9 protein-coding genes are annotated in these 13,168 nt (G+C 48.4%); 7 read left to right on the forward strand and 2 right to left on the reverse strand.

Going from position 1 to position 13,168, the window contains the following annotated elements; all coding sequences use genetic code 11:
- Nucleotides 1-314: 314 nt before the first annotated feature.
- The gene (locus ABH897_RS10160; RefSeq protein WP_283654833.1) at nt 315-971 is read left to right on the forward strand and encodes a DJ-1/PfpI family protein; all 657 of its coding nucleotides are present in this window, start codon (nt 315-317) and stop codon (nt 969-971) included.
- A 204-nt stretch (nt 972-1,175) separates the two neighbouring features.
- On the opposite strand, the gene ABH897_RS10165 is transcribed toward ABH897_RS10160, so the two are convergent.
- Entirely contained in the window at nt 1,176-2,477 is a 1,302-nt protein-coding gene (locus ABH897_RS10165; RefSeq protein WP_404591822.1) for a dicarboxylate/amino acid:cation symporter, read from the reverse strand.
- A gap of 114 nt (nt 2,478-2,591) precedes the next feature.
- Nucleotides 2,592-3,626, reverse strand: a complete 1,035-nt coding sequence (locus ABH897_RS10170) for a DctP family TRAP transporter solute-binding subunit (RefSeq protein ID WP_404591825.1) — start codon at nt 3,624-3,626, stop codon at nt 2,592-2,594.
- A gap of 87 nt (nt 3,627-3,713) precedes the next feature.
- On the opposite strand from ABH897_RS10170, the gene ABH897_RS10175 reads away from it, so the two are divergent.
- From ABH897_RS10175 to ABH897_RS10200, 6 genes are all read left to right on the forward strand, one after another.
- The gene (locus ABH897_RS10175; RefSeq protein ID WP_404591827.1) at nt 3,714-5,312 is read left to right on the forward strand and encodes an ATP-binding protein; all 1,599 of its coding nucleotides are present in this window, start codon (nt 3,714-3,716) and stop codon (nt 5,310-5,312) included.
- On the forward strand, nt 5,305-6,063 hold the full coding sequence (locus ABH897_RS10180; RefSeq protein ID WP_404591829.1) for a response regulator: 759 nt from the start codon (nt 5,305-5,307) through the stop codon (nt 6,061-6,063). The genes ABH897_RS10175 and ABH897_RS10180 overlap by 8 nt, the downstream gene beginning before the upstream one ends.
- A gap of 136 nt (nt 6,064-6,199) precedes the next feature.
- On the forward strand, nt 6,200-7,603 hold the full coding sequence (locus ABH897_RS10185; RefSeq protein ID WP_404580713.1) for an NAD-dependent malic enzyme: 1,404 nt from the start codon (nt 6,200-6,202) through the stop codon (nt 7,601-7,603).
- 108 nt (nt 7,604-7,711) lie between these two features.
- On the forward strand, nt 7,712-8,623 hold the full coding sequence (locus tag ABH897_RS10190; RefSeq protein ID WP_404591831.1) for a helix-turn-helix domain-containing protein: 912 nt from the start codon (nt 7,712-7,714) through the stop codon (nt 8,621-8,623).
- A 127-nt stretch (nt 8,624-8,750) separates the two neighbouring features.
- The gene (gene melA, locus ABH897_RS10195) at nt 8,751-10,250 is read left to right on the forward strand and encodes an alpha-glucosidase/alpha-galactosidase (protein ID WP_404580715.1); all 1,500 of its coding nucleotides are present in this window, start codon (nt 8,751-8,753) and stop codon (nt 10,248-10,250) included.
- Between the two features lie 601 nt (nt 10,251-10,851).
- On the forward strand, nt 10,852-13,017 hold the full coding sequence (locus ABH897_RS10200; protein WP_404591833.1) for a glycoside hydrolase family 6 protein: 2,166 nt from the start codon (nt 10,852-10,854) through the stop codon (nt 13,015-13,017).
- The last annotated feature ends 151 nt before the right edge of the window (nt 13,018-13,168 follow it).

A 13,168-nucleotide genomic window follows, 5' to 3' on the forward strand; every position in this document is an offset into this window, starting at 1 on the left:
GCTACTCTGGGGGTAGCCCTTTTTAAGTAAGCCTCTTTTACAGGTACGTACTATTAAAGGTTTGCATGGGCATTTGTCAATCCATATTTGTGACAAGAGTGTTTGAAATTAAGGTACCTCGGTCGAGGGCAGAGGGTTATACACTGATAAGGCGTATTATTACTTCAAAAGGTCATTGTTCTGGTTGTGGGCGATATCGTCCATGACCAGAAAGCCGAGCAGTGTTTTCACAACATTTGATATACCTATACCCCGTATGGGTATGTTAGTATTGGTGTGTAAGAATAGAATCCCACTTCAAAGGAGAGATCATCATGAAAATCGCAATCATGCTTTTCGATGGAATCACTGCATTAGATGCAATTGGTCCATACGATGTATTTGCTGCTACACTGAAATGTGAAGTGAAGTTTGTCGCTAAGAAAAATGGGTTAATCAAACTGGACTCAAATATGGGTTATTTGCATGCCGATTACAGTTTTTCTGAAGTTACTTCAGCTGATATTCTTGTTGTTCCAGGTTGCAGCCCGCCAAATTATAAAACTCCAATGAATGACAAAGAAACGTTAAATTGGATTCGCCAAATACATGAAACTACGAAATGGACCACGTCGGTTTGTAACGGCTCTCTGATTTTGAGCGCTGCAGGCTTGTTAAATGGAACCGTAGCCACCAGTCATTGGGGATCCTTAGACCTGCTCCAATCTCTTGGAACCATTCCAACAGATGAGAGAGTAGTTCGTCAGGGCAAAATCGTTACAGCAGCCGGTGTCTCCTCTGGTATTGATATGGCCCTCCAACTAATAGCATGGGAATTGGGAGAAGATATGAGTAAAGGAGTCCAATTGATTTTGGAATACGATCCTCAGCCTCCGTTTGACACGGGCTCACCAAAGAAAGCGCCTGCTTTATTAGTAGAACAAATAAGAGGTATGTTACAAGAGTTTGCAAAACGGGAGCCCAATGTGTAAATCACCATATATATTCTTTTTGTATACATTCATTTTTCTTAGGGGGAACTATTAATTTCGAAATTATTAGTTGGTTTATAAGCACAGGATTATTAGCAATAGGATATCTGACTGTACATTTAATAAAGAAAATGCGTAAATGGAACCTTGTCCATTGAAACGCAAAAAAGAGCCGTAAACCGGCTCTACATAAAGCATGCATTATTATACGGATTTAGTAATCGGGCTGTGTAAAGGGCTAGTTTCAAGCTCAGCCGATGCTGAAGCCATCTCCGTCTGTCTGTCGGGATGAAATTCCTTTTCCGATTTGGCGACGATGACAGTAGCGACCCCGTTACCGATCAGATTGGTGATGGCGCGTGCTTCTGACATAAAGCGGTCAACGCCAAGCAGCAGCGCCATCCCGGCCAGCGGGATCGAAGGGAATGCCGCCAACGTGGCTGCCAGTGTAATAAAACCGGAACCAGTGACGCCCGCGGCTCCCTTCGAGGTCAGCATGAGAATACCGAGCAGTGTCAACTGCTGCCATATGGTCATGTCGACGCCGGAGGCCTGAGCCACAAATATGGCGGCCATGGACAGATAAATCGCCGTACCATCCAGGTTAAACGAGTAGCCCGTTGGAATGACCAGGCCAACCACCGATTTGGAACAGCCGTATTTCTCCATTTTGTCCATCATACGTGGCAGGGCAGACTCGGAGGATGAAGTACCGAGTACAAGTAAAATTTCTTCTTTGATATAAGCGATAAACTTGAAAATGCTGAACCCGTACATGCGAGCAATCAGACCGAGCACAATGATAACGAATAAGGCCATAGTCAGGTAAACGGAACCCATCAGCTTACCCAGAGAGGTTAACGACCCAATGCCGAATTTACCAATGGTGTATGACATGGCACCAAATGCGGCGATTGGGGACAATTTCATGACCATATTGACGATGCCAAAGAAGGCGTGCGACAGTTTGTCGAACAGGACAATGACGGGTTTGGCTTGCTCCCCCATGGCCGTCAGTGACAGTCCGAAGAGGATGGCAAAAAACAGGATAGGCAGCAATTCTCCACCTGCCATAGCGCTTACTACATTTTCAGGAATAATACCCACGATGAAATCAACTACCCCGTGACTTGTTTCCGCTGCTTTTTGAGCATATTGAGATACGTCCCCGGTTGCTTTGCTCACATCAATGCCAGCCCCCGGTCTTACCAGATTGACCACGATCAGACCAATCGCCAGCGCAATCGTGGTAACGATTTCAAAATAGAGAAGAGCCTTTCCACCGATACGACCGACCTTTTTCATGTCCCCCATGCTGGCAATCCCGTGTACAACCGTAAAAAATACAATGGGGGCGATGACCATCTTAATGAGCTTGATAAAGGCGTCTCCAAGCACTTTGAGTTTTTCGCCTGTTGCAGGAAAAAAGTGACCTAAAAGAATACCCAGCACAATAGCGATAACGACCTGAACCGTCAAGTTTTTAAAATTAATTCTCAGTTTCATAGGGATACGCTCTCGCTTTCTTTTAATTTTTGAAAACGCTTTATTTTTGTATCCCCAGTGTAAAAGCTACGTTCTTGGCAAACAAGAATACGGTCATAACGTTCTTTTTGGTCTTTAAGGTCCTTGAATCATATCCATTAGCTCCATACCGATGATAGGAGTGAACTCCGGATAGAGCACGCGCAGACGTTCTCTCCAAAGCTTACGCTCCCCCTCGGACAGATGGATAATTTTAATGTCTCCGGTCTGTTGCAGCTGGCTAAGCCGATTGGCATTTTCAGCTGTTTCCCGTTTGTTCCAACGCGTCGTTTCCTCAAGTGCCTCCTGCAGCACCCGCTTGGCGTCACTTGGGAGGCTATCCCAATAGGATTTGTTAAATACGACGGCATAACCCAGATAGCTGTGGTTGCTGATGGTCATATAACGTTGCACTTGGTAAAACCGTTTGGTAAGAATATTGGATATCGTGTTCTCCTGTCCGTCTGCCGTGCCCGTCTCCAGGCTGTGATATATTTCATTAAAAGGAGTGCTGATGGTCGATGCTCCCAGCGCTTCAAACTGACGGTCCAACACCTGGCTTGGCTGGATACGGAATTTCAAGCCTGTAAAGTCTGCGGGTTGTCTAATGGGATGGGCGTTGTTAGTGATCTGTCGAAAGCCGTTCGACCAGAAGGCGACGCCTTTCATGCCATAGGGCTCAAGTGTTTGCGATAACCGCTTGCCCAATTCTCCGTTCAGTGCCTGATCGACCTGAGCCTGATTCTCGAAGGCAAACGGAAGATCCATCACCAGCCAGGCTGGATCAATCGCATTCAAATTGGAAAACGAAGGAGCTATCATCTGGATTTCTCCCCGTTGAAGTGCAGCCACTTCCGTGGTTTCTGAATAGCGCATTCCATTGGGGAACACTTGAATCTCAATCCGATCGTTGGATTTTTCTTTAACCCGTTGTGCAAAATGAGCGGCTGCCAGTCCTTTGGGAGAGTTTTCGGCAACGACATGGCTAAATTTGATCACAATCCGATCTTTAAGGCCCGAAAATTCATTATCATAAGGGAGTTTTTCACCAAAATTCCTTTGAAAACCGATCACATAAGCCGTTAGGATACCCAGTACGAGCAAAACACCAAATCCAGCAGCTCTTTTCACAAAGTAACCTCCCATCTGTTGCTATTTTAGACCCATTATTCCACAATGATATTCAAAGGTAAACGCTTTAAAGGGAAGGAGAAGAGGATGAACAGACTTCGCATATATTGGAAAATCATGATACTTTCATTTGGAGTCGTTCTTTTTTCTCTTTTGATCGGCGGCCTTTTTCTGTTTGGTAGCGCCACCCGGCTCAAGGAAGAAGAACTCAAGCAGCGGCTTACGATTACAGCCCAGACGGTTGCGAACCTGCCGGATGTAGTGGAAAGAATTGATGACCCGAATGCTTCTGCCGTGATTGCACCAATGGCGGACAAAATTCGGATATTAAACGATGCGGCTTATATCGTCGTGCTCGATATGAACCGCAAACGGTTGTCTCATCCGCTTTCGGAGCGAATCGGCGGAACGTTTCAGGCTCGGGATGATGATGCCGCATTTGCTGAACATACGTATGTCTCCAAAGTACGCAGCGAAGCGGGCATCGGCTTGCGTTCCTTTGTGCCGATTATGAATGCTTCCTCGGAGCAGGTGGGCGTCGTTGTGGCGGGCGGCCTGCTGCCAAGCGTGACGGAGATTATCCGTCAGGAGAAGCAATCCATCATCATCACTTCGTTGCTGTCGCTGATGTTTGGTGTGATTGGCTCCGCATTGCTGGCCCGTCATATTAAGCTCCAGATGTTCAACCTGGAGCCGCAGGAGATTGCGAGAATGTTTCGTGAGCGAAGCGCAGCCTTTCAAGCGATGCATGAGGGGGTTATTGCGATTGACCGCAATTGCATCATTACGATTTTTAACGAACGAGCCAAGCAAATCTTCGATGTGCACCGTGATGTAGCGGGCTTGCCGATCCGCGAGGTCCTCCCGGATACCCGGTTGCCGGAAGTGCTGGATTCGGGAGTCGCAATTCTGAGCCAGGAGCTGAAAATTGGCGGAACCATTATTTGGAGTAACCGAATTCCCATTCGCGAACAGGGAGTTACGATGGGGGCAATCTCCATATTTCAGGACAAGACCGAGGTGACGAGAATGGCCGAGGAGCTCACAGGTGTCAAAGAGTTTGTTCATGCGCTTCGTGCACAAAATCATGAGCATATGAACAAAATGCATACCGTCGCCGGCTTGCTCCAGCTTGGGCAGCAGAACGAGGCGTTGAGCTATCTGTTTGAGGTGACCGAGCAACAGGAGGAGATCACGCGCTTCCTTCAACGGCATTTCGATGATGACGGAGTTGCAGGACTGCTATTGGGTAAAATTAGCCGTGGTAAAGAGCTCGGCATTGATATTAGGATTGATCCTGACAGCAGAATGAATCAGTTTCCCCGGCTGATTGACCGCCATGATTTCGTTCTGTTACTCGGAAATTTAATTGAGAATGCCTTTGATGCACTGGCGGATACAGAAGTCGGCTCCAAGGAGATTTATGTCAGCATCCAGCAGGATGACGAATATATGTCCATATTGGTCGAGGATAATGGCTGTGGAATGTCGGAGACAACGAAGCAACGAATGCTCGAACGCGGATTTACGACCAAGAAGGGAGAAAGCCGCGGCATGGGGCTGCATTTACTAAGCGGGATTGTCACCAAGGGGAACGGCCGCCTGACATGCGAGTCTTCACTTGGCTTGGGAACTTCGATAGAGATTCTATTTCCGTTGAGGGAGAGAGGGAGCGACGATGAGTAAACCTATTAAATCACTGTTTCATGTGCTGCTGGTCGAGGATGATCCGATGGTACAAGAGGTGAATCGACTGTTTATCGAACAGGTTGACGGGTTTCAGGTCGTAGGTCTGGCCTCCAACGGGCTTCGGGGATTGGAGCTGATTGAGGAGCTAAAGCCTGATCTGATTTTTCTTGACGTGTTCATGCCGTCGCTGGACGGGATAGCGACCTTGCAGCGCATCCGTTCTATGGCATTGCCTGTAGATGTAGTTGTCGTAACCGCCGCAAAGGATACGGAGACGATTCGTGAAATGATGCGAAACGGAGCGTTCGATTATATTATTAAACCTTTTAAGGTAGAGCGTATCCACCATACGCTGGAGCGTTACCGGGTGCAGCAGGCTGGATTATGGGCGGAAGAAGTAGGAACCCAGGAAGAGCTGGACCTCATTATTATGCAAAATGGAGAAGCGGCTAAGAAAGCGGTAGTCTCTGCTTCAGTATACGAGGAATGGGCGATGTCCTACGATGAGCTGCCAAAGGGCTTGAATGCTGCCACCCTGAAGCAGGTGCTTGCGGTCATGGAGCAGCATGGCGGCAAGCTGTCTGCTGAAGAAACCGCTGAGGGAGTAGGGATTGCCCGTGTAACGGCAAGAAGATACCTGGATTATCTGGAGAAAAGGGGGATTGTGCGCCTGGTTGTGCATTATGGCGGGGTCGGTCGTCCCGTTAATCGGTATGAGCTGCTGTGTGACCAAAATGACCATAAGTAACATTATGGACAAAAACTTCCCAACGCTTTTATGAAAGCGGTAACATGTAAAGGCAGGGGAACCTGGACACAAACAATACACGTGTCTGCCTTTTGTGTCTCACACATGCTATGAATAGAATAGGAGCGGATGTACCGTGGCCTTTAATAGTCTGATTCTTCGATTGGAGCTCATTCATTCCAAAATAAACTTCGGTGAGGTCGCATCAACGATCAGCCGTGCTGGAGGAGACATTACTTCCATTGATGTTATTCGCCCCGGACAGGATTCTTCTGTTCGCGACATCACTGTCCACGTTGCTGAAATAGCGGAGACTGCGCTCATCGAATCACTCAAGTCGTTAGCAGGCATTCAACTCATTAACGTTTCTGACCGCACGTTTCTCGCGCACCTGGGGGGTAAAATATCAGTCCAACCCAATTTGCCGATCAAAAATCGGGATGATCTGTCACGGGTATATACGCCGGGAGTGGCCCGGGTCTGTACGTCCATTCATGAAAATCCGAAAAAAGCGTACTCCCTGACCATCAAACGAAACACCGTCGTGGTTGTAACCGATGGTACTGCAGTTCTGGGGCTTGGTGACATCGGCCCACATGCGGCTGCACCTGTGATGGAGGGCAAGGCGATGCTATTCAAACAGCTTGCCGGAGTCGATGCATTCCCCATTTGTCTGGACACGAAGGATACGGAGGAAATCATTCGTACGATTAAGGCGATCAGCCCGATTTTCGGGGGAATTAATTTAGAGGATATCAGTTCTCCACGCTGTTTCGAGATCGAAGCCCGCCTGGCAGAAGAATTGGATATTCCCGTCTTTCACGATGACCAGCACGGCACGGCGGTTGTGGTGATTGCAGGCCTGCTGAATGCATTGAAGGTCGTTGGGAAGCGGATCGAAAATGTTCGGGTCGTTGTGAACGGAATAGGGGCTGCAGGCGTGTCGATATGCAAAATGCTGCTGGCCGCAGGGGTGAGCCGACTGGTTCCGGTAGATCGGGATGGAGCCATCGTACAAGGCGGCACCTATCCCTATCCTATGTGGCAATGGCTAGCGGATCAGCCGCAAGTAGAGCCCGAGTCAGGCACCTTAAAGGAGGTCATTCGGGATGCGGATGTGTTCATTGGTGTGTCACGTGGCAATCTGCTGAATGCCTCAGATGTACAGGGGATGGCGGTGGACAGTATTGTTTTTGCCATGGCTAATCCAGAGCCGGAGATTGCGCCTGAGCAAGCTATCCCGCATGTTCGTGTATTTGCCACGGGTCGCAGCGACTATCCCAACCAGATTAACAATGTGCTTGTGTTTCCGGGCATCTTCAGGGGAGCGCTCGATTGCCGGGCGCGTCACATCAACGAGCCGATGAAATTGGCCGCCGCCCGCGCGATTGCTTCTGTCGTAAGTGAACGGGAGTTAAACGAGCAATACATTATTCCAAGCATCTTCAACGAACAGGTCGTTACCCAGGTGAGGAAGGCCGTAATTGAAGCGGCTATTCTGACGGGAACGGCTCGGCGTATTCCACCGGATTTCAGATAGTCCGCTAGAGCGAAATAGAATTACATAGCATCGTCTGTTAAACTGTGAAAATAGGCGGTTGCAGATACGTTGCCGTGTTAGCCTGATCTATTTTGCGGAGGTGCGGGGATGAACGGAAGTCTGTTTGAGCCACGGCTGTGTGACGGGGATTATATTCCCCGTTTTTTTGCTTACTACTACAAGCAGTGGCACGATTACACCATGCCGTATCACGATCATCATTCTACCGAAATTATGTACATGATCTCCGGCCTGTGCCGGGTGGATGTAAAGACAGGAGAGAAAGCGGGAGAAAGCATCACGCTGCGTAAAGGGGAGTTTATTATGCTGGACGCGGATGTGTCGCACCGACTGGTCGTAGAAGGAGAGCAGCCGTGCCGGATGCTGAATGTGGAGTTCGGTTTTACGGAAGGGGTGCGAGTAGGTCCGTCTATCCGACAACTGGCAGGGGAAGAGCACGAGGTCACAGCCTTCATGTCGCGTCCATTCCCTTATCTGGTACTGTCTGACCCGGAAGAGGTGTATTATACGCTGAAAAGCCTCGTGCTGGAGCTGGATCAACGAAAAGAACATCCAGGCGCAATGGCTGAACTGCTGTTTATGCAATTGCTCGTGCGAATTGCGCGTTTGCGTGAGGAAACGGAACGTAGTGACACGCAGCAAACGGATGTCTACATTAAACGATGTATCGAATTTCTTCATCTCAACTATGACCAGGATATTCTGGTTAAGGATATGGCAGCGGCGGTGAATCTGCATCCAGGGTATTTGCATCGCATTTTCAAAAAACATACCGGACAAACACTCACCGCTTATTTGACCATGCTGCGAATGGACAAGGCCCGAATGCTGCTCCAGCAAACGGACATTCCCATTCACGAAATTGCCGATTATGTAGGCGTGGGCAGCAGGCAATATTTCCATATGCTCTTCAAAAAGCACACAGGCAAGACACCTGTCGAATACCGCTCTGCCGTGGAACGCTATGTGTGGAACTATGCGGAGGATGAAGAGGGATGAGGTGGCAAGTTAAGTTAGAATTTTTGACACCTATACGCGAATCTGGTCATGATTTTGATAACGCTCCCCTCTGGCAAATTGCTACAATGACGGTATACTACACATCTAACGCTGGAGGTTGAATGCCGTGTCATTTAAAGTAGCTTTTATTGGAGCGGGGAGCATCGGTTTTACCCGTGGAATTTTGCGAGATCTGTTGACGGTGCCGGAATTTAACGAGATTGAAGTGGCTTTTACGGACATTAATCAGCACAATCTGGATATGGTCACTGAGCTGTGCCAGCGGGATATTCGGGAGAACGGTTTGTCTATTCAAATACAGTCCTCTACGGACCGGAAAGTGGCTTTGAAGGATGCCAAATATGTGATTTGTACGATCCGGGTTGGCGGGCTGGAAGGGTTTGCGACCGATGTAGACATTCCGCTGAAATATGGCGTGGATCAATGCGTGGGCGATACGCTGTGTGCAGGAGGTATTATGTATGGGCAGCGTGGTATTGCGGAAATGCTGGAGATCTGCAAGGATATCCGCGAGCTAAGCGCACCAGATGTGCTGCTGCTGAACTACTCGAACCCGATGGCGATGATTACCTGGGCCTGCAACAAGTACAGCGGTGTACGTACGATTGGGTTGTGTCACGGTGTACAGCATGGACATCACCAAATTGCTGAAGTATATGGCTTGGAGAAGCAGGATGTGGACATTGTGTGTGCCGGAATCAATCACCAGACGTGGTACATTCAGGCGTCACATGAAGGCAAGGATCTGACAGCTGGACTGCTGGAGGCTTTTGAAAAGCATCCCGAATATAGCCGCACCGAAAAGGTACGGATCGACATGCTTCGTCGCTTTGGCTATTACAGCACCGAATCGAACGGTCATTTAAGTGAGTATGTTCCCTGGTACCGGAAGCGTCCGGATGAAATTCTCGACTGGATTGATCTGGGAAGCTGGATTAATGGAGAAACGGGAGGCTATCTGCGTGTATGTACGGAAGGACGCAACTGGTTTGAAACAGATTTTCCAAACTGGATGAAGGAAGACCCATTGGTGTATAAGGCAGAGAATCGTGGTGAGGAGCATGGCTCCTACATTATCGAAGGACTGGAAACAGGACGTGTATACCGGGGGCATTTTAATGTCGTCAACAACGGAGTGATTTCCAATCTGCCGGATGATGCGATTATTGAGGCGCCCGGATATGTGGATCGTAACGGCATTTCCATGCCTCATGTGGGTGAACTGCCGCTCGGCCCTGCGGCTGTCTGCAATGTTAGCATTTCAGTGCAGCGTTTGGCGGTTGAAGCTGCCGTACATGGGGACGACAAGCTGTTGCGGCAGGCGTTCATGATGGACCCACTGGTGGGTGCGGTATGTAATCCGAAGGAAATCTGGCAAATGGTCGATGAAATGCTGGTAGCGCAGGAAGAGTGGCTTCCACAATACGGAGCGGCAATTGCCGAGGCGCGTCAACGTTTAGCTGCGGGCGATCTGATCCCAACTCGTGCGTATGAGGGAGCGGCAAGGCTTAAGGTCAAGACGATTGAGGAAATGCAGCTGGATCGGGAGGCGGCCAACAAAAATGCGGGCGAATCCGACAAAGGCAAGGAACGTGAAAAGGTGTAGCCTAGCAAGGACTAGCAGCTTGGTACAATTGTATGAGCGCTCACTGCATGTACATGCATGATGAATGGCCGTGAGGCTGTACTACGATCAATAGGGTATTTTCATGGCGATGAGAGCCTGAAAATGCCCTTTTGGTGTCGATAGATTTAACGATTTGGCATAGACCGGAGTTTGGATTTTATCATTGTCGATTTGAGCTGGCGGAAATTAAAGAAAATCCCCTTATTTTTTCTAAATCCGCTTTTTTGGTGTCGATCCCGAAGGTCGGGAGAGCTTGTCACAGCAGGCATAGTTCATCATATGAAGGACTCGGCCCTTGGAAATGGGGAGACAGCAAAAACGGGTACTGTGGCAATTCATGTGCCTAATTAATAATTTAATCCTTAATTTATTCAATTTACAGCAGTTTTCCAGCTCATTATAATCTAACATAGGAGGTGACAAAAAGGGGAGAAAGTAAGCGCGTGGAAAAATAGAAAGCGCTTACCTTAGGCAGCTATGAACGCCGCTTTTTTTGGAGAAAGATGGCGTAACTCACACATAATCATGTAACAATCAGGTGCCGCCATAGGAAGATTCAACAAAATCTACGGAAAGATAGGTGAAGCAATTGAAAACCAAGCAAGTGCTTCGTAAAGGCATGAAGTATGCTTTTGCGCTATCACTCGTCGCAAGCAGCTTTCTACCAGGTGCAGGATTTACGGATAAAATACATGCAGAATCCCATGTGGACAATCCTTATCAAGGGGCGACAAAATACGTTAGTCCTGATTATGCGGCTAGTGTCGACACATCGATTGCCAAGATTACTGATGCCAATCTGAAAGCGAAAATGCAAACCATCAAAACGTTCCCGACAGCTGTATGGCTCGATCGCATCGCTGCCATTAACGGCGGTGGAGGCAAGCTTGGCCTGGAAGCGCATTTGGATCAAGTGTTGGCGCAAAAGAAAGGCAACACACCAATTACGGCAGAGTTTATTGTATATGATCTGCCCGGACGGGATTGCCATGCCTTGGCCTCCAACGGTGAGCTGCCGCTGACCCAAGCGGGTCTGGAAACGTACAAAAAGGACTATGTCGATAAAATTGCTGCTATTTTTGCCAATCCGAAGTATCAGGATATTCGCATCGTAGCGATCATTGAACCAGACAGTTTGCCAAACCTCGTGACCAATCTGAATGACCCCAAATGCGCGGAAGCTAAATCTACAGGAATTTATGAAGCCGGCATTAAGTATACAATTAATAAGCTGAACGAGATTCCTAATGTCTACAAATATGTAGATATCGGTCACTCCGGCTGGCTGGGTTGGGATAACAATCGCACAGCAACCGTATCGTTGTTCACGAATGTTTTCAGAGACACGAGCAAAGGACTGTCCAGTGTGGATGGCTTTATCACGAATACAGCCAATACTTCACCGCTGACAGAGCCTAATCTGCCTGATCCAAACCTGAATATCGGCGGACAGCCGATCAAATCTTCCAAATACTACGAATGGAATCCTAATTTCGATGAATCTGATTTCGCAGAGGCATTGCATAGAGACTTTGTGAGTGCAGGCTGGCCGAGCTCACTCGGTATGTTAATTGATACGGGCCGTAACGGTTGGGGAGGACCTAACCGCCCGACTGCCGCTGTCGGCAGTGATATTAACTCCTATGTGAACTCAGGCCGTGTAGACAAACGCTCGCATCGTGGTAACTGGTGTAATAACAGCGGAGCAGGTATGGGAACTCCGCCGCAAACAGCTCCAGCTTCCCATGTTGATGCTTATGTATGGGCGAAACCTCCGGGTGATTCCGATGGTTCCAGCTCGCTCATTCCGAACGATGAGGGTAAAGGCTTTGACCGATACTGTGATCCTACCTATACAACCAAGGATGGCACATTAACAGATGCTTTACCGAATGCACCTATTTCAGGAGCTTGGTTCCATGATCAGTTTGTTATGCTTGTGCAAAATGCATATCCAGCGATTGTCCCTTCATCCGGTGGCGGAACAACTCCTACACCAGCCGCTCCGGCAGTACCAGCGGGCTTAAAGGCGACAGCGGGTAATGCGGAAGTGAAGCTGACCTGGAATGCGTCCACTGGGGCCGACAGCTACACGGTAAAACGTGCAACCAGCGAAGCAGGTCCTTTTACAGCCGTTGCGCCTCTTGTTACTGAGAAAGAGTACACAGATAAGGGGCTGACCAACGGAACAACTTATTTCTATGTTGTAAGTGCTACGAATACGAAAGGAACAAGCAAGGATTCCACTGCGGTAAGCGCTGAGCCAAAAGGTACACCGACAGATCCAACGGACCCTACAGATCCTACAGAACCAGCGGGTGATCTGGTTGTAATGTACCGGGCCGGGGACACCGATCCAGCTAATAACGCAGTCAAGCCTTTCTTAAATCTGAAAAATAAAGGTACAACACCAGTGAAGCTGAGTGAGCTGAAAGTCCGGTATTATTTCACGAAAGATGGCAGCCAGGAGCTGCAATCCGCAGTAGACTATGCGCAAGTAGGCAATGATAATGTGCTGCGTACCTTTACAGACAAGTATATTGAAATTGGTTTCAATGCTGCTGCTGGCACGCTTGCTGCTGGAGCGCAAACAGGTGATATTCAGATCCGCATCAACAATAGCGACTGGTCTAACCTGGACGAATCCAATGACTACTCCTTCGATCCAACCAAAACCTCTTATACAGAATGGAATAAGGTAACATTATTCCATAACGATAAGCTGGTGTGGGGAATCGAGCCTTAGGATTGGGACAGAAGATGTGCGCTTAAGCAATGGAAGAGCCCCGAAGGAAAAGCTACGGCACAACTGCCGTAGCTTTTTTTTGATCGTGTTCAGATAAAGAGCCTCATGACCAAGAGAATAAGCATTCAAATTGTGTATAATGAAAAAGAAT

Source organism: Paenibacillus sp. RC73, assembly GCF_044908085.1.
Classification (GTDB): domain Bacteria; phylum Bacillota; class Bacilli; order Paenibacillales; family Paenibacillaceae; genus Paenibacillus; species Paenibacillus terrae_A.